19 protein-coding genes are annotated in these 17,441 nt (G+C 61.2%); 13 read left to right on the forward strand and 6 right to left on the reverse strand.

Going from position 1 to position 17,441, the window contains the following annotated elements; genetic code table 11:
• Window positions 1-26 precede the first annotated feature (26 nt).
• On the reverse strand, window positions 27-920 hold the full coding sequence (locus ATI14_RS00120; RefSeq protein WP_016973212.1) for a LysR family transcriptional regulator ArgP: 894 nt from the start codon (window positions 918-920) through the stop codon (window positions 27-29).
• A 99-nt stretch (window positions 921-1,019) separates the two neighbouring features.
• Between ATI14_RS00120 and ATI14_RS00125 the strand changes: the two genes are divergently transcribed.
• From ATI14_RS00125 to ATI14_RS00155, 7 genes are all read left to right on the forward strand, one after another.
• Window positions 1,020-1,421 (forward strand): ACT domain-containing protein, encoded by a 402-nt coding sequence (locus ATI14_RS00125; protein WP_016973213.1) that lies wholly within the window; start codon window positions 1,020-1,022, stop codon window positions 1,419-1,421.
• Between the two features lie 5 nt (window positions 1,422-1,426).
• Window positions 1,427-2,026, forward strand: a complete 600-nt coding sequence (locus ATI14_RS00130; RefSeq protein WP_080520193.1) for a LysE/ArgO family amino acid transporter — start codon at window positions 1,427-1,429, stop codon at window positions 2,024-2,026.
• 178 nt (window positions 2,027-2,204) lie between these two features.
• Window positions 2,205-2,801 carry a superoxide dismutase gene (locus ATI14_RS00135; RefSeq protein WP_003212997.1) on the forward strand — a complete coding sequence of 199 codons (597 nt, stop codon included), beginning with the start codon at window positions 2,205-2,207 and terminating at the stop codon, window positions 2,799-2,801.
• 192 nt (window positions 2,802-2,993) lie between these two features.
• On the forward strand, window positions 2,994-3,212 hold the full coding sequence (locus tag ATI14_RS00140; protein WP_231124425.1) for a hypothetical protein: 219 nt from the start codon (window positions 2,994-2,996) through the stop codon (window positions 3,210-3,212).
• Window positions 3,213-3,380: 168 nt separating this feature from the next.
• Entirely contained in the window at window positions 3,381-5,432 is a 2,052-nt protein-coding gene (locus ATI14_RS00145) for a putative bifunctional diguanylate cyclase/phosphodiesterase (protein ID WP_080520192.1), read from the forward strand.
• A gap of 127 nt (window positions 5,433-5,559) precedes the next feature.
• On the forward strand, window positions 5,560-6,903 hold the full coding sequence (locus ATI14_RS00150) for an imelysin family protein (protein ID WP_016973218.1): 1,344 nt from the start codon (window positions 5,560-5,562) through the stop codon (window positions 6,901-6,903).
• 239 nt (window positions 6,904-7,142) lie between these two features.
• Entirely contained in the window at window positions 7,143-8,597 is a 1,455-nt protein-coding gene (locus tag ATI14_RS00155) for a TrkH family potassium uptake protein (protein ID WP_016973219.1), read from the forward strand.
• On the opposite strand, the gene ATI14_RS00160 is transcribed toward ATI14_RS00155, so the two are convergent.
• Window positions 8,554-9,612: an AraC family transcriptional regulator gene (locus ATI14_RS00160; RefSeq protein WP_016973220.1), complete on the reverse strand. Its 1,059-nt coding sequence runs from the start codon at window positions 9,610-9,612 to the stop codon at window positions 8,554-8,556. The two genes, ATI14_RS00155 and ATI14_RS00160, sit on opposite strands and share 44 nt — an antisense overlap.
• Window positions 9,613-9,771: 159 nt before the next feature.
• Between ATI14_RS00160 and ATI14_RS00165 the strand changes: the two genes are divergently transcribed.
• The 4 genes from ATI14_RS00165 (at window position 9,772) to ATI14_RS00175 (ending at window position 11,914) form a co-directional block, all read left to right on the forward strand.
• Window positions 9,772-10,083: an Mpo1-like protein gene (locus ATI14_RS00165; RefSeq protein WP_016973221.1), complete on the forward strand. Its 312-nt coding sequence runs from the start codon at window positions 9,772-9,774 to the stop codon at window positions 10,081-10,083.
• A gap of 145 nt (window positions 10,084-10,228) precedes the next feature.
• Window positions 10,229-10,357 carry a hypothetical protein gene (locus ATI14_RS31805; protein ID WP_016973222.1) on the forward strand — a complete coding sequence of 43 codons (129 nt, stop codon included), beginning with the start codon at window positions 10,229-10,231 and terminating at the stop codon, window positions 10,355-10,357.
• A gap of 73 nt (window positions 10,358-10,430) precedes the next feature.
• Window positions 10,431-10,613 (forward strand): hypothetical protein, encoded by a 183-nt coding sequence (locus tag ATI14_RS00170; RefSeq protein WP_016973223.1) that lies wholly within the window; start codon window positions 10,431-10,433, stop codon window positions 10,611-10,613.
• 104 nt (window positions 10,614-10,717) lie between these two features.
• Window positions 10,718-11,914, forward strand: coding sequence for an MFS transporter (locus tag ATI14_RS00175; RefSeq protein ID WP_080520191.1), 1,197 nt, complete (start codon window positions 10,718-10,720; stop codon window positions 11,912-11,914).
• Here ATI14_RS00175 and arfB read toward each other — a convergent pair.
• Both arfB and ATI14_RS00185 read right to left on the reverse strand, forming a co-directional pair.
• Window positions 11,911-12,324, reverse strand: a complete 414-nt coding sequence (arfB, locus tag ATI14_RS00180) for an alternative ribosome rescue aminoacyl-tRNA hydrolase ArfB (protein WP_016973225.1) — start codon at window positions 12,322-12,324, stop codon at window positions 11,911-11,913. The two genes, ATI14_RS00175 and arfB, sit on opposite strands and share 4 nt — an antisense overlap.
• A 110-nt stretch (window positions 12,325-12,434) precedes the next feature.
• Window positions 12,435-13,856, reverse strand: a complete 1,422-nt coding sequence (locus tag ATI14_RS00185; protein ID WP_016973226.1) for an amino acid permease — start codon at window positions 13,854-13,856, stop codon at window positions 12,435-12,437.
• A gap of 646 nt (window positions 13,857-14,502) precedes the next feature.
• Between ATI14_RS00185 and ATI14_RS31335 the strand changes: the two genes are divergently transcribed.
• Window positions 14,503-14,640: a hypothetical protein gene (locus tag ATI14_RS31335; protein ID WP_003175756.1), complete on the forward strand. Its 138-nt coding sequence runs from the start codon at window positions 14,503-14,505 to the stop codon at window positions 14,638-14,640.
• A gap of 73 nt (window positions 14,641-14,713) precedes the next feature.
• A complete protein-coding gene (locus tag ATI14_RS00190; RefSeq protein ID WP_016973227.1) occupies window positions 14,714-15,673 on the forward strand; it encodes a CgnE/CgnB domain-containing protein in 960 nt (319 codons plus the stop codon).
• A gap of 191 nt (window positions 15,674-15,864) precedes the next feature.
• Here ATI14_RS00190 and rluB read toward each other — a convergent pair whose 3' ends face one another.
• A complete protein-coding gene (rluB, locus tag ATI14_RS00200) occupies window positions 15,865-17,076 on the reverse strand; it encodes a 23S rRNA pseudouridine(2605) synthase RluB (protein WP_016973228.1) in 1,212 nt (403 codons plus the stop codon).
• 144 nt (window positions 17,077-17,220) lie between these two features.
• Window positions 17,221-17,412: a DUF1289 domain-containing protein gene (locus tag ATI14_RS00205; RefSeq protein WP_016973229.1), complete on the reverse strand. Its 192-nt coding sequence runs from the start codon at window positions 17,410-17,412 to the stop codon at window positions 17,221-17,223.
• Between the last annotated feature and the right edge of the window lie 29 nt (window positions 17,413-17,441).

The following is a 17,441-nucleotide window of genomic DNA, read 5'->3' on the forward strand; positions in this document are numbered from 1 at the left end:
CATCGCTGTTGCCTTGACGCCCGCCGTCACTCCAACGGCACCAACCATTGGCCACAGGCCTGGGCCAGATGGTCGGTCAACAGCCCCAGCAACTGCCCGCCACTGCGCCAATGATGCCAGTACAACGGCACGTCGATGGGCTTATCTGGCAATAACTCGACCAATACGCCCTTCTCGAGCTGGTCGCGCACCTGCAACTCCGGCACCAAACCCCAGCCGAGCCCGGCTTCCGTCAGGCGGATAAAGCCTTCGGACGACGGGCACAAATGGTGTTCGAAACCGCCGTCCACTCCTAGAGACGCCAGGTAGCGGTGCTGCAGGAAATCATCCGGGCCGAAAACCAGTGCCGGCGTGCGCGCCAATTGATCGGCACGCACGCCATCGGGGAAGTGCCGGGCAATAAAGGCGGGGCTGGCCAGTGCCCGATAACGCATGGCCCCGAGCAACAGGCTGCGCGCGCCGGCCACGGGCCGTTCACTGGCGCAAATACAGGCCGCCACCTCACCGGCACGCATGCGTTTGAGGCCCACAGTCTGGTCTTCCACCACCAGGTCCAGCAGCAAGTGCTGGTCGGCGCAAAAACCGCTGACGGCCTCGGCCCACCAGGTGGCCAGGCTATCGGCGTTCAGGGCGATGCGCAGACGTTCGGGCATGCCCTCTTCGTCCAGCGCAGGCACCTGGCTCTGCAGGTCGCGCTCCAACAGCCGCACCTGTTGCACATGGTTGAGCAGGCGGCGGCCAATATCAGTGGGCGTCGGCGGCGTGGCGCGTACCAGCACCGGCTGGCCGATGCGAGCCTCCAGCAGCTTGATGCGCTGGGAAATCGCCGACTGGGACAGGCCCAGCACTTGGGCACCGCGCTCGAACCCGGCTTGTTCCACCACCGCCGCCAGCGCAGAGAGCAATTTATAGTCGAACATCAGTTTCTCTAATGAGCGATCAGTAATATTGGTTTTTCTTATACAGCGAAGGCCTTGAGAATGGCCAGCATTGCTTCTCTCTTTATAAGGAAACTTCGTATGGCTGGCGAAACCGCCCTGGCGACCCTGCTGCGCAGCATGAGCCCGCAGTTGAATGAGGGCGACTACGTGTTCTGCACTTTGCCCGACAATCGCATTCCACCAGGCTGCGATGTGATCGGCAGTTTTCGCGAGCGGGAAGGCCTGACGCTGATTGTCGAGCGCCAACAAGCCGAACAGGCAGGCCTGGCCTTCGACTACGTGGCGGCCTGGATCACCCTAAACGTGCATTCGGCCCTGGAAGCCGTGGGCCTTACCGCGGCGTTCGCCAGCGCGTTGGGCAGCGCCGGCATCAGTTGCAACGTGATCGCCGGCTATTACCACGACCATCTGTTTGTCGGCCGCGCCGATGCCCAACGCGCCATGGATGTTTTGCGGCACCTGGCAGCCAACGCGGAGTAAGGCTTATGTGGCAGAGCTACGTGAACGGCCTGTTGGTGGCGCTCGGGCTGATCATGGCGATCGGTACCCAGAACGCTTTCGTGCTGGCGCAAAGCCTGAGTCGGGAACATCACTTGCCGGTGGCGGCACTGTGCGTGGTCTGCGATGCGCTTCTGGTCGCCGCGGGGGTTTTCGGCCTGGCAACGGTGCTCGCGCAAAACCCGCTGCTGCTGGCGATCGCACGCTGGGGCGGCGCGGCCTTTTTATTGTGGTACGGCACCTTGGCGTTGCGCCGGGCGTTTTCCAGGCAAAGCCTCGCGCAGGGCGACACCCTCAAGGTGCGTTCACTGCGCGCGGTGTTGCTCAGTGCACTGGCGGTCACGTTGCTCAACCCGCATGTGTATCTGGACACCGTGCTGCTGATCGGCTCATTGGGCGCCCAACAGACCGAACCCGGCGCCTATGTGGCCGGTGCCGCCAGCGCGTCATTCCTGTGGTTCGCCACCCTGGCGCTCGGCGCGGCATGGCTGGCGCCCTGGCTGGCACGCCCGGCGACCTGGCGCCTGCTGGATCTGTTGGTGGCGGTGATGATGTTCAGCGTGGCGTACCAACTGATCAGTGCTTGATGAATATTCCAAAACGCTCTGGAACCTCTATCCCACACAGTTGTTGCGTGGTTATGCCGCAACCCCGGTGCTATGATCCGGACCCTGCGCCGCAAAGAGTACAAACTCCCCGGCGCTTGTTTGGCCGCCCGTGATCGGCCTTGCGCTCACCGCAACTGACCTGATTAGGAGAATCATCATGGCTTTCGAATTGCCGCCGCTGCCCTACGCACACGATGCCCTGCAGCCGCACATTTCCAAGGAAACCCTGGAATACCACCACGACAAGCACCACAACACCTATGTCGTGAACCTGAACAACCTGGTGCCAGGCACCGAGTTCGAAGGCAAAACCCTGGAAGAGATCGTCAAATCCTCTTCGGGCGGCATCTTCAACAACGCCGCTCAGGTCTGGAACCACACTTTCTACTGGAACTGCCTGGCGCCAAACGCCGGCGGTCAACCAACCGGCGCACTGGCCGAGGCGATCAACGCCGCGTTCGGTTCGTTCGACAAGTTCAAGGAAGAGTTCACCAAGACGTCCGTCGGCACTTTCGGTTCCGGTTGGGGCTGGCTGGTGAAAAAGGCTGACGGTTCCCTGGCCCTGGCCAGCACCATCGGCGCCGGCAACCCGCTGACCAGCGGCGACACCCCGCTGCTGACCTGCGACGTGTGGGAACACGCCTACTACATCGACTACCGCAACGTGCGTCCAAAGTATGTGGAAGCGTTCTGGAACCTGGTCAACTGGAAGTTCGTGGCTGAGCAGTTCGAAGGCAAAACCTTCACTGCCTAAGCAACGCTTGCAGTAGAAAAAGCCCGGTCATTGTGCCGGGCTTTTTCATGGGCGCTGAATAAGTTGCCGTGCCCCCGGAACCGGACACCAGAATCGCGCCACCCAGATGGCGTGAGGAATTCGCCTCTCGTACCTGTCGGAGAAATTACAATGTCCATTGGCGCACTAGCAGCACTCCCATTGGTTGGCGACTTGGCTAAAGCAGCCCTGCCGGTGGTGGGCGAATTCGCCAAAACCGCCACAGAGCTGGTCAAAGTGGCCGGCGAAGTCGTCAAATCGATCTCGGCCCAGCAACAGAGCGCGGCCACTCAAACCAAGGTGGCCCAGGAAAACACCCACAGCCATGACAAGCCCGTGGATTTTTCAAATGGCAATTCGGCCAGCAGCAACGTGAGCATCCACTTCTCGTAAACACGCTGTGCTCCCAAGCGATGGTCCCGGGCTGGCGGACACACATCCGCCAGCCTTCAAGTTCCTCTTCAAACCCGCCGACGCCCTAATGTTCCTTTGACTGCCCCGTCGAGATTGCCAATACTCATGGCATATTGAGGCTACCCGCATGGAACAAGGAATGACCCTTTGAAGCTGGAACTCAAAAACAGCTTGTCGGTGAAGTTGCTACGGGTTGTGCTGCTGTCGGCATTGATCGTGGGCGTGGCGCTGAGCGCGGCGCAAATCGTCTTTGATGCCTACAAGACGCGCCAGGCCGTGGCGGGCGATGCCCAGCGTATTCTCGACATGTTTCGCGACCCCTCGACCCAGGCCGTCTACAGCCTGGACCGCGAGATGGGGATGCAGGTGATCGAAGGCCTGTTTCAGGACGACGCCGTGCGCATGGCGTCCATCGGCCACCCCAACGAAACCATGCTCGCGGAAAAAACCCGCGCCTTGCAGCAATCGCCTTCGCGCTGGCTGACCGACCTGATTCTGGGCCAGGAACGCACGTTCACCACTTCACTGGTCGGCAAGGGCCCCTACAGCGAATATTACGGCGACCTGAGCATCACCCTGGACACGGCCAACTACGGCAAGGGGTTTCTGGTCAGCTCGGTGATCATCTTTATATCCGGTGTGCTGCGCGCGCTGGCCATGGGCCTGGTGCTGTACCTTGTGTATCACTGGCTGCTGACCAAGCCGTTATCGCGCATCATCGAGCACCTGACCTCAATCAACCCCGACCGGCCCAGCGAGCACAAAATCCCTCAGCTCAAGGGCCATGAACGCAACGAGCTGGGGCTGTGGATCAACACCGCCAACCAGTTGCTGGAATCCATAGAGCGCAATACCCACCTGCGTCACGAGGCGGAAAGCAGCCTGTTGCGCATGGCCCAGTACGATTTTCTCACCGGCCTGCCCAACCGCCAGAAACTGCAGGAACAACTGGACAAAATCCTCGTCGACGCCGGCCGCCGGCAGCGCCGCGTGGCCGTGTTGTGCGTGGGGCTGGATGACTTCAAAAGCGTCAACGAGCAGTTCACCTACCAGGCCGGTGACAAATTGTTGCTGGCCCTGGCCGACCGCCTGCGCGCCCACAGCGGCCGCCTCGGCGCCCTGGCCCGCCTGGGCGGCGACCAGTTTGCGCTGGTGCAGGCCGATATCGACCAGCCTTACGAAGCCGCCGAGCTGGCGCAAAGCATCCTTGATGACCTGGAAGCCGAGTTCGCCCTCGAACACGAGCAGATCCGCCTGCGCGCCACCATCGGCATCACCCTGTTCCCGGAAGACGGCGACAGCACCGAGAAGCTGCTGCAAAAAGCCGAACAGACCATGACCCTGGCCAAGAGCCGTTCACGCAACCGTTACCAGTTTTACATCGCCAGCGTCGACAGCGAAATGCGCCGGCGCCGCGAGCTGGAAAAAGACCTGCGCGATGCCCTGAGCCGCGAGCAATTCCACCTGGTCTACCAACCGCAAATCAGTTACCGCGACCACCGCGTGGTCGGTGTGGAGGCCCTGCTGCGCTGGCAACACCCCGAACACGGCCTGGTGCCGCCAGACCTGTTCATCCCGCTGGCCGAACAAAACGGCACCATTATCCCGATTGGCGAGTGGGTGCTCGACCAGGCATGCCGGCAATTGCGCGAATGGCATGACCTGGGCTTCACCACCCTGCGCATGGCGGTCAACCTGTCCACCGTGCAGTTGCACCACACCGAGTTGCCGCGGGTGGTCAACAACCTGATGCAGATCTACCGCCTGCCACCGCGCAGCCTGGAACTGGAAGTCACCGAGACCGGGCTGATGGAAGACATCAGCACCGCCGTCCAGCACTTGCTGAGCCTGCGGCGCTCCGGCGCGCTGATTGCCATTGATGACTTCGGCACCGGCTATTCGTCGTTGAGCTACCTGAAGAGCCTGCCGCTGGACAAAATCAAAATCGACAAGAGCTTCGTGCAGGATTTGCTCGATGACGATGATGACGCGACCATCGTGCGCGCCATCATCCAGTTGGGCAAAAGCCTGGGCATGCAGGTGATCGCCGAAGGTGTGGAAACCGCCGAGCAGGAGGCCTACATCATTTCCGAGGGCTGCCACGAAGGCCAGGGCTACCACTACAGCAAACCGCTGCAGGCACGCGAGTTGGCGGCTTATTTGAAACAGGCCGAACGCAACAACGCCGCGATTCTCTGAAATGACAAATCGATACTAAATATTTCCCTCGTATAAACCTTTACACAAAATGCAAATCTTTCGCATTATGTCGCAGTTTTTGCGCTCCCCCGCGCGCCCCATCAACAACCGAAGCAGGATGTTCGCCATGATTCGTATGCCCCTGGCCACCGCCAGTCTGCTGGCCATTGCCATTTCTCTCGCCGGTTGCGGCGAAGGTAAAGACAAGGCCGCCGCGCCTCAGGCGCCGACCCCGGCTGCCAGCACCACCGCTCCAGCGGCTGCCACCCCGGCAGGCCAGGTCGACGAAGCCGCCGCCAAGGCCGTGGTCGCGCATTACGCAGACATGGTGTTCGCGGTGTACAGCGATGCCGAATCCACCGCCAAGACCCTGCAAACCGCCATCGACACCTTCCTCGCCAACCCGAACGACGAAACCCTGAAAGCGGCCCGCACCGCCTGGATCGCCGCGCGTGTGCCGTACCTGCAGAGTGAAGTGTTCCGCTTCGGCAACACCATCATCGACGACTGGGAAGGCCAGGTGAACGCCTGGCCCCTGGACGAAGGCCTGATCGACTACGTCGACAAATCCTACGAACACGCGCTGGGCAACCCGGGTGCCAACGCCAACATCATCGCCAACACCGAGATCCAGGTGGGCGAAGACAAGGTCGACGTCAAGGAAATCACCCCGGAAAAACTCGCCAGCCTCAATGAGCTGGGCGGCTCCGAGGCCAACGTGGCGACCGGCTACCACGCCATCGAATTCCTGCTCTGGGGCCAGGACCTCAACGGCACCGGCCCGGGTGCGGGCAACCGCCCGGCTTCGGACTACATGACCGGCGACGGTGCCACCGGTGGCAACAACGAGCGCCGCCGCACTTACCTGCGCGCCGTGACCCAGCTGCTGGTCAGCGACCTGGAAGAAATGGTCGGCAACTGGAAACCCAACGTCGAAGACAACTACCGCGCCACCCTGGAGGCAGAACCTGCCACCGACGGCCTGCGCAAAATGCTGTTCGGCATGGGTAGCCTGTCCCTGGGCGAACTGGCCGGTGAGCGCATGAAGGTTTCCCTGGAAGCCAACTCGCCGGAAGACGAACAGGACTGCTTCAGCGACAACACCCACAACTCGCACTTCTACGATGCCAAGGGCATTCGTAACGTTTACCTGGGCGAGTACACCCGCGTGGATGGCACCAAAATGACCGGCGCCAGCCTGTCGTCGCTGGTGGCCAAGGCCGACCCGGCGGCCGACACCGCGCTGAAGGCTGACCTGGCGTCGACCGAAGCGAAGATCCAGGTCATGGTCGACCACGCCAACAAGGGCGAGCACTACGACCAGCTGATCGCAGCGGGTAACGATCAGGGCAACCAGATCGTGCGCGACGCCATCGCCGCACTGGTCAAGCAGACCGGTTCGATCGAAGCCGCAGCGGGCAAGCTGGGCATCAGCGACCTGAACCCGGATAACGCCGATCACGAGTTCTGATCAGTGCCGCGTTGAAAGAGGCGACCTTCGGGTCGCCTTTTTTATGCGTTCCAACACCTCCCGTGGGAGCTGGCTTGCCTGCGATAGCGATCTGTCAGCCGACTCATCGGTTACTGGCCCACCGTTATCGCAGGCAAGCCAGCTCCCACCTTTGCTCCGTGGCTTCCCGGACGGCCCGGTTTACATGCCCCGCACCGCAGGTAGAATGGCGCCTCTGCCCTATTACCCGAGCACATTTCATGGCGTTGCCGACCCTGCGCATCATCGGTTTCATCATCGGCATCTTCCTGATCACCCTCGCGATCGCCATGGTGGTGCCCATGGCCACCCTGGTGATCTTCGAGCGCACCAGCGACCTGCCGTCGTTTCTGTGGGCCAGCATGATCACCTTTCTGGCCGGCCTGGCACTGGTCATCCCCGGCCGCCCCGAACACGTGCACCTGCGCCCGCGGGACATGTATTTGCTGACCGTCACCAGCTGGGTGGTGGTGTGCATCTTCGCCGCCCTGCCGTTTTTGCTGACCCAGCACATCAGCTATACCGACTCGTTCTTTGAAAGCATGTCCGGCATCACCGCCACCGGGTCCACCGTGTTGAGCGGGCTGGACAGCATGTCGCCGGGCATTCTGATGTGGCGTTCGCTGCTGCACTGGCTGGGTGGCATCGGCTTTATCGGCATGGCGGTGGCCATTCTGCCCCTGCTGCGCATCGGCGGCATGCGCCTGTTCCAGACCGAATCCTCAGACCGCTCGGAAAAAGTAATGCCTCGCTCGCACATGGTGGCGCGGCTGATCGTGGCGGCGTATGTGGGCATCACCATTCTCGGCAGCCTGGCGTTCTGGTGGGCAGGGATGGGCCTGTTCGACGCGATCAACCATGCCATGTCGGCGATTTCCACCGGCGGTTTTTCCACCTCCGACGAATCCCTGGCCCACTGGAAACAACCGGCGGTGCACTGGGTGGCCGTGGTGGTGATGATCCTCGGCAGCCTGCCCTTCACCTTGTATGTGGCCACGTTGCGCGGCAACCGGCGGGCGTTGATCAAGGACCAACAGGTGCAAGGTTTGCTCGGTTTGCTGGTGGTGACCTGGCTGGTGCTCGGCACCTGGTATTGGTGGACAACCGACCTGCATTGGCTGGATGCGTTGCGCCATGTGGCGGTGAACGTCACCTCCGTGGTGACCACTACCGGTTTCGCGCTGGGGGACTACAGCATCTGGGGCAATTTCTCGCTGATGCTGTTCTTCTATCTCGGCTTTGTCGGCGGCTGTTCGGGGTCGACGGCGGGCGGCATCAAGATCTTCCGGTTCCAGGTCGCCTACATCCTGCTCAAGGCCAACTTGAACCAGTTGATTCACCCGCGCGCGGTGATCAAGCAGAAGTACAACGGCCACCGCCTTGACGAAGAAATCGTCCGCTCGATTCTGACCTTCTCGTTTTTCTTCGCCATCACCATCTGCGCCATCGCCCTGGCGTTGTCACTGTTGGGGCTGGACTGGATGACCGCCTTGACCGGCGCCGCCAGTACCGTGTCCGGCGTGGGCCCGGGCCTGGGCGAAACCATCGGCCCGGCCGGCAACTTCGCCAGCCTGCCGGATGCGGCCAAGTGGATTTTGTCGTTCGGCATGCTGCTGGGCCGGCTGGAAATCATTACGGTGTTTGTGCTGTGCATTCCGGCATTTTGGCGTCACTGACCGTCGGCGCTTCCAGCAGCCGCGCCCGGTATTCGCCGGGAGTGGCGTCGAACCAGCGGCGAAACGCGCGGAAGAAGTTGCTCGGGTCGGCAAAGCCCAGCAGGTAGGCAATTTCCAGCAGGGTCATGCTCGGCTGAGCCAGGTACTGTTCGGCCAGTTCGCGGCGGGTGTCGTCGAGCAACGTCTGAAAGCTGGTGCCCTCTTCCTGCAAACGCCGCTGCAGGGTGCGCTGGGACAGGTGCAGCGTCTGGGCCACCACTTCGCGCTTGGGCTCGCCCTGGGGCAGCAAGCGGCACAGCACCTGGCGGGCCTTGTGGGTCACGCGGCTTTCAGAAAACCGCGCCAGATACTCACCGGCAAACCGGTCGTGCAGCAACGCCATCGCCTCGTTGGCGGTGGGCAGCGGCGCGTCCATGTCGGCCTGCTCGAAGATCAGTGCGTCATAGGGCGCATTGAATTCCAGCGGAGCATGAAAGGCTTGTTTGTAGGGCGCAAGGTCCGCCGGCTGGTCGCCCTGCAGCACGACTTTACGGGGCTGCAACGTGCGCCCGGTCAACCAGCCACACAACGCCAAAGCGCTGGCCAGCGAGGCTTCGGCGCTTTGCCGGGTGGGAGGCAGGTGGTCGCCGTGCACCGTCAGAATCAGCGCATAGCCTTCGGGTAAAAGCCGGAAACTCAGGTCGGCACTTTCGGCGATGATTCGCTGGTAGCGCACCAGGCGCATAAAGCCTTCGGCCAGCGTGTTGCTGGACATCAACGCGTAACCGGCCACGTGAAAAGACGCCGGACGCACGACCTTGCCCATGTTCAAGCCAATCGCCGGGTTGCCCGACAGCTCCACCGCCCGCTGCCACAGCCGGGTCATGGAGTCCTGGGGAAAACGCGCGTCGGGGTCGCTGAGGGCGGCGTAGTCCAGGCCCAATTGCTTGAACAGGGCACGACAGTCCAGGCCGTCCATTTCCAGCGCCTTGACAATGCCCATCGCCCAGCTTGCAGAAGTTGTTCGTTCGCTCATGGCGTCTTCTTAAAAAAGCAGGCTTAAACGGCAGCCAGGAAGCCAAGGATACTAAAGTGGCATCTATTGTCACTGGCTGTTACCACTGATCACTCTAGACTCAAATAAGCTCCCCGCCGAACATCTGTTGGGCGGCATCACAAAAAAGGGCCGGCTACCGTGGAAAACGTTAAACAATTCAATAGTTTCGCCGAGTTCTACCCGTACTACCTGAGCGAGCACGCCAACAGTACCTGCCGGCGCCTGCACTTTATCGGCACCACGCTGGTCATCGGCATTCTGGCCTACGCCATCGGGCGCGGCTCATTGGCCCTGCTGATTGCCTTGCCGATTGCCGGCTACAGCTTTGCCTGGGTTGGCCACTTCTTCTTCGAAAAGAACCGCCCGGCCACCTTTCAGCACCCGTTCTACAGCCTTTTGGGCGATTTCGTGATGTACCGCGACATGATTCTGGGCAAAGTTCCGTTCTAGCCGCACGACCGTTTTAACCGTGAAAGTTCTTACATCCGTCGAGATAAAAATCTTTTTGTCATTTTAGGTGCTGTATCCTGCCAAGGCTTTTTGAGAGCGCGGAATTACCTGCGATTCAAAACAGACCTTGCGAGGAGCGACGACGATGCACGAGATACCTAATCTCCCCTTCCCAAGCCTGCACGAAACTGAGCAGCAAGCACCGCAGCAGGCCAGCCCGCAGCAGCCTGAGGCCAAAGAAGCCAAACCAGTCGACGGCAAACGCCCGGACTGACGCCGTACCAGACCGTGTGGAAAGCGCAGCTTTCGAGCGCTTTCCACACTGCCTGAATCACCCGAGACTCCCGATGACCGATACCCTCCCCGACGCCCCCGACGCCGCCGTACTCGATGCAGCCTTGCAGATGATCGACGTCTGGAACCGCCTCAGTGCCGACAAACAAGCCGTGTTGCTCGAGCGCTTCGGCACCCAGGAAAACGCCCTGGCCGCGCTGGTGACCACCCAATTGCTGACCCCACCACAGCCCTGACACCTTTCTGATCCGACGTTTTTGCGTTTTCCCGCCCTACAGAGGCCAAAGCACCGGTATCATTAGCAGCCTATCTTTACCTGCTGCAACAGTGGACCTCTCCCATGCCAGATACCCAGCGCCCCATGGCGGTCACGCTGCAAGTCGTTTCCATCGTGCTGTTTACCTTTATCGGCTACCTCAATATCGGCATCCCCTTGGCCGTGTTACCCGGCTATGTGCACAGCCAGCTGGGGTATGGCGCAGTCATCGCAGGCCTGGTGATCAGCGTGCAATACCTGGCGACCCTGCTGAGCCGTCCCTACGCCGGCAAAATCATCGACAACCTGGGCTGTAAGCGCGCGGTGCTGATCGGTTTGGTCGGTTGCGGCCTGAGTGGCGTGTTCATGTTGCTGGCATCGTGGTTTTCCGGCATGCCGGCCGCCAGCCTGACCTGCCTGTTGATTGGCCGGCTGGTGTTGGGCAGTGCGGAAAGCCTGGTGGGCTCGGGCGCTATCGGCTGGGGCATCGGCCGGGTTGGCGCCGCGAATACCGCCAAGGTGATCTCCTGGAACGGCATCGCCAGCTATGGCGCGCTGGCCGTCGGTGCGCCTTTGGGGGTATTGCTGGTCAGCCACTTGGGGCTGTGGAGCATGGGGGTCAGCATTATTTTGCTGGCCTTGCTCGGCCTGGCGCTGGCCTGGCGCAAAGAGGCCACGCCGATCGTGGTCGGCGTGCGCCTGCCATTCCTGAACGTACTGGGCCGAGTGCTGCCCCACGGCTGCGCGCTGGCGCTGGGCTCGATTGGCTTTGGCACCATCGCCACCTTCATTACCCTGTATTACACCACCCAGCACTGGGACAACGCGGTGTGGGCCCTGAGCCTGTTCGGCGCCAGCTTTATCGGTGCGCGGCTGCTGTTCGGTAACCTGATCAACCGCATTGGCGGCTTTCGCGTGGCCATTGCGTGCCTGACGGTAGAAATTCTCGGCCTGTTGCTGTTGTGGCTGGCGCCGGACGCCAACCTGGCACTGGCCGGTGCGGCGCTGAGCGGCTTTGGCTTTTCCCTGGTGTTTCCGGCATTGGGGGTGGAGGCGGTCAACCTGGTGCCCGCCTCCAGCCGTGGCGCGGCGGTGGGGGCTTATTCGCTGTTTATCGATTTGTCGCTGGGCATCACCGGCCCGCTGGCCGGGGCGGTAGCGGCAGGTTTCGGCTTTGCGTCGATCTTCCTGTTCGCCGCCCTCGCCGCGTGCGGCGGCTTGCTGCTGAGCGTGTACCTGTACCGCCAGGCACCCAAAGCCCGCGAGGCGCGCGGCGCCTAGAAGTCGACCTTGCCGCGCCCGGCCTTGATAGTGCCGCGTTTGGTTTTCGATTCCAGGCGGCGCTTTTTTGAACCCAGGGTGGGCTTGGTCGGGCGGCGCTTCTTCTCGACCTTGGTGGCGCTGAGGATCAACTCCACCAGGCGCTCCAGCGCATCCGCGCGGTTCTGTTCCTGGGTCCGGTATTGCTGGGCCTTGAGCACCAGCACGCCTTCGCTGGTGATGCGGCTGTCGCGCAACGCCAGCAGCCGCTCCTTGTAAAACTCCGGCAGCGACGACGCGGGAATATCAAACCGCAGGTGCACCGCACTCGACACCTTGTTGACGTTCTGCCCGCCGGCCCCCTGGGCGCGGATGGCGGTCAGCTCGATTTCGGCATCGGGCAGGTGCACGTTGTTGGAAATCACCAGCATGAGCCACGGGATCCTCGTAAAGATGGCCAAGGATACGCGAATGCGCCAGGTGCGGCCTCTCAAACAAAAAACCCGGCACGCGGCCGGGTTTGTTCAACACACTCAATCGATCACTTCACCGTGGAAGCTGCCGCATCAAGTACACCCTGCGCGCCGCGCCTGTTCTTGATCAGGTAGCACACCCACATGAACGCCACCCACACCGGAATGGCGTACACCGAGATCTGAATCCCCGGAATCATCAACATGATCACCAGGATAAACACCACGAACGCGAGGCAGATGTAGTTGCCGTACGGGTACCACAGCGCCTTGAACAGCGGCACCTGGCCGGTGCGCTGCATGTGCTGACGGAACTTGAAGTGGGAGAAACTGATCATCGCCCAGTTGATCACCAGGGTCGCCACCACCAGCGACATCAGCAGTTCCAGCGCGTGCTGCGGGATCCAGTAGTTCATCAGCACCGCCACCAGCGTCACCGCTGCCGACGCGAGAATCGAACGCACGGGCACGCCGCGCTTGTCGATCTTCGCCAGCGCACTCGGCGCGTCGCCCTGCTCGGCCATGCCCAGCAGCATGCGGCTGTTGCAGTAGGTGCCGCTGTTGTATACCGACAGTGCCGCCGTCAACACCACGAAGTTGAGGATGTGCGCGGCGGTGTTGCTGCCCAGCATCGAGAACACTTGCACGAACGGGCTGCCGCTGTAGGCGTCGCCGGACGCATTGAGGGTGGTCAACAGGCTGTCCCATGGCGTCAGCGACAACAGCACCACCAGGGCGCCGATGTAGAAAATCAGGATGCGGTAGATCACCTGGTTGATCGCTTTCGGGATCACAGTGCGTGGCTGGTCAGCCTCGGCTGCCGTGAAACCGAGCATTTCCAGGCCGCCGAACGAGAACATGATGATCGCCATTGCCATCACCAGGCCGCCGACGCCATGGGGGAAGAAACCGCCGTGGTCCCACAGGTTGCTGACCGAGGCTTGCGGGCCGCCGCTGCCGCTGACCAGCAGGTAGCTGCCCAGGGCAATCATGCCGACGATGGCCACCACCTTGATGATGGCAAACCAGAATTCGGCTTCACCGAACACTTTGACGTTGGCCAGGTTGATCAGGTTGATCAGCACGAAGAACGCCGCCGCCGAGACCCAGGTCGGGATCTCCGGCCACCAGTAGTGCACGTATTTGCCGACAGCCGTCAGTTCCGACATGCCCACCAGAATGTACAGAATCCAGCAGTTCCAGCCCGACAGGAAGCCGGCGAAACCGCCCCAGTACTTGTGGGCAAAGTGGCTGAAGGAACCGGCCACCGGCTCTTCAACGATCATTTCGCCCAGCTGGCGCATGATCATGAAGGCGATAAAGCCGCAGATGGCATAGCCCAGGATCATCGACGGGCCGGCGGATTTGAGCACGCCTGCCGAGCCCAGGAACAGGCCGGTGCCGATGGCGCCGCCCAGGGCGATCAACTGGATATGCCGGTTTTTCAGGCCGCGTTTCAGCTCGCCTGAAGAGGAATGGGTTCCACTCATGAAAAGGGTCTCACGCAAGGTTTGATGATGTGAATGCACGTTGCTGCCATGAATCTCGACTCAAGCAGCGCCGCTCAAACCCCAGCGCAGGCACCAGGAGTACAGCGTTTTTCTAAGGGTCATGCGTCACCTGTTTGTTTTTATCTGTGACGAAATCGAACCCGTCTGGCTCGTGGCTAGGCGGAGTGATCAGGGCTTGATACACCCTGGGTCTTGGCCTTTTGCGTGGGTACGCAAGGGGGTCACAGTAAAACGCGGCGCATTGTACACCGCTCGACAGCTTCGGGACGCACCCCAAAGGTGCACACAGCAATCTGTCAGGCATTCCTTACGGCGAGCTACGCCTCAATAATGTGGCGACTTTCCCGTAAATTAATCGTTACAGCACGGAAAATAAGCGTTACAGCCGAAGTTAATTCATCAGAAAACGGAAAAATGTCAGTAGGAAGTTTCCGACAGATTGCTCGCTATAGCGTGTTGTTTTTTCTGAATAAAAATCCGCGGTGAAAAAACAGAACAAAAAATCCAAATGAGACCGTGTCAATAAATATTTTGCATTCATAAACGCACTCTCCTAGGTTCTTTCACTTGCCAGCGAAGCCCGTTGGCAAGCCGTTCTCAAACACCGTCCTCTAGGAGATACACCATGCAAGCACTGGAAAACGACCTGGAAACCGAACTGCAACTCGACGATTGGTTTGAAGCGCCGACCCACGAGGCCGCCGTTGAAATGATGCAAGCCGACGCCGTTGTGCCGTTTGGCACCGCGATGTGGCCTTTCTAACACCCGACAGGCATCCGGCAGGTGCTGTGCACGGCACCTGCCCCCTTACCCAAGGCACAGAAGGACACCCGTCATGGACAAGGCCCGCGCCGTCGAACACTTTCTCTACTACCTGGCCCATCACCCGGCCCTCAACGGCCTGACCCGCCCCACCGTGCTGCTGGGCCACACCGAGCGCTACGACGCCATCGCCCAGGCCATCACCCAGGGCAGCGCCGCCCGCTTCAACTTCCAGCTCAAGCGCCTGGACCTCACACCCACCGACACCCTGGCCCAAGCCATCGAGGCCAGCGACCTGTACCTGTTTCTCTATGATTCCTCGACCCTGCCCAACCCGCGCGCCGAAGGCCCGGACTTTGTCCGCGCCCTGCAAGGCGTGATGGCCGAACACTGGAAAAAATCCCTGCTGTTCAAGGATTACGGCGACTACTTCTACGACACCTTCAGCGTCGAACCGCAGCGCATCGCCGACCTCAACGCCACGCTGATCCGGCGCATGTCCCAGGCCAACGTGCTGAGCTTTACCGACAAGCACGGCTCGCGCCTCGAGGCGCCGCTGAGCAGCATCAAGAAGTGGACCAATATCAACGGCGTCGGCAACCACGACCTGGCGCCCGGCGAGATCGCCACCCACAGCGAAGCCATCAATGGCCAGGTGCGTTTCGTCGGCACCTTCCTCAGCACCATCCCGTTTGCGCGCAAATACGGCGTGCTGCAATCACCGCTGGAGTTGTGGATCGAAAACTCGACCATCTGCAGCGTGGCCAGCGACGTGCCGGGGTTGGCGGATGACTTCAACAAATATTTGAATGCCAACCCGTCAAATCGCCGCGTCGAAGAATTGGGGATTGGTACCAATGAAGGCGTGAAGGATTTGTATGCGCGCAATGCCGGCTTTGAAGAGCGCCATTGCGGTTTGCATCTGGGCTTGGGCGGCGGGCAGAAAGGCAGCCACCACCTGGACCTTATCTTTGCCAGCGGGGTGTTGGCGCTGGATGACAAGCCGGTGTTTGATGGGCGGTTTGCGTTTTAGGCACAGACTTCATGAACAATGGAGATCAAGTGTGGGAGCTGGCTTGCCTGCGATGCAGGCACCTCGGTTTGTCAGGCAGACTAGGGTGATGCCATCGCAGGCAAGCCAGCACCCACACTTGAATGCATTTCAAATTCGATGCAAAAAAAAACGCCAACCCGAGGGTTGGCGTTTTTTATGCCGCCGCTAAATCACTGCGGCTTCTTGCGACCAAAACCCGGGCGCTGACCGGAACCGGCCGGAGCGCCGCGGCGCTTGCCCGACGGCTCGTCCGCCACCAGTTTCGGGCCAGGACGCTTGTTCGCCGCCGGCTTGGCCGGGCGCTTGGTGCTGGCGTTGTCAGCCGGGCGATCGCTTTCACCGCGGTTGCTGCGACCACCGGCCGGCGCTGGACGCGGCGCACGTGGAGCGCGCTCGCCTTCCTGGCGGGACGGCGCGGTTGGGCGACGCTCGCCTTCAATCTGCGGCTCACGGGAGATGCGACCGCCGGTTGCCGGTGCATTCAGCGCCGGGCGCAGGGTACGGGCGACGCGCTCGGTGCGCGGCACAGGACGCGACGATTTACGCTGCATACGCTCAAGCTTGTCTTTGCTCTTGGCGTTCATCTGCGGCATCGCGACCGGCGTCAGGCCCACTTCGGCACTGAGGATGTCGACTTCGTACTGGCTCATTTCGCGCCAGCGGCCCATCGGCAGGTCGGAGTTCAGGAACACCGGGCCGAAACGCACGCGCTTGAGGCGGCTGACCACCAGGCCCTGGGATTCCCACAGGCGACGCACTTCACGGTTACGGCCTTCCATCACCACGCAGTGGTACCAGTGGTTGAAACCTTCGCCGCCTGGCGCCTGCTTGATGTCGGTGAACCTGGCCGGGCCGTCTTCCAGCACCACGCCGGCCTTCAAACGCTCGATCATCTCGTCGTCAACTTCGCCACGTACACGCACGGCGTATTCACGGTCCATCTCGTAGGACGGGTGCATCAGGCGGTTGGCCAGCTCACCGTCGGTGGTGAACATCAGCAACCCGGTGGTGTTGATGTCCAGACGACCGATGTTGATCCAGCGGCCTTCTTTGGGCTTGGGCATCTTGTCGAACACGGTCGGACGGCCTTCCGGGTCGTCACGGGTGCAGATCTCGCCGTCCGGCTTGTTGTACATGATCACGCGGCGCACCGATTCGGCGGCCTCTTCACGCTTGATGACCTTGCCATCAATGGTGATTGCATCGTGCAGATCGACGCGCTGGCCGAGGGTAGCCTCGACGCCGTTGACCTTGATGCGCTTCTGGGTGATCCAGGCTTCGACGTCGCGGCGCGAGCCCACGCCGATACGGGCCAGCACCTTTTGCAGTTTTTCGCCTGCTGGGCCGATTTCCTGGCTGTCGTTCTGGTCTTGGTCGTTCATCTTAAGCACCTCCCGGTGGGTCGATTCAGGCGTGGCCTGAAGAGTGTTGAAAGCGTGGCGTTTGGCGAATACGTCGCCAAAGGGTCGCGAATCATACGCGCATGCCGCGCGTTGCGCATCAGAGACTAGTCGATTAATAGCGGCTCATTTGCTTTTCCGCCGACCGGTGGCGCCCAGGGCCAGCAGGCGCAGTTCGGCTTCGGCCAGGACAGTGCGTTTGTCGGCTTTGTCGAGTTTCTTCCACGCACGGATTTCGCGCTTGCTGCGGCCACAGCCCACGCAGATGTCATCGGTGAATTTGCAGATGCTGATGCAGGGGTCTTTGGTTGAACTCATATTTTCTCCCTGACAATAGAGATCAAAAT

Source organism: Pseudomonas tolaasii NCPPB 2192, assembly GCF_002813445.1.
GTDB lineage: Bacteria > Pseudomonadota > Gammaproteobacteria > Pseudomonadales > Pseudomonadaceae > Aquipseudomonas > Aquipseudomonas tolaasii.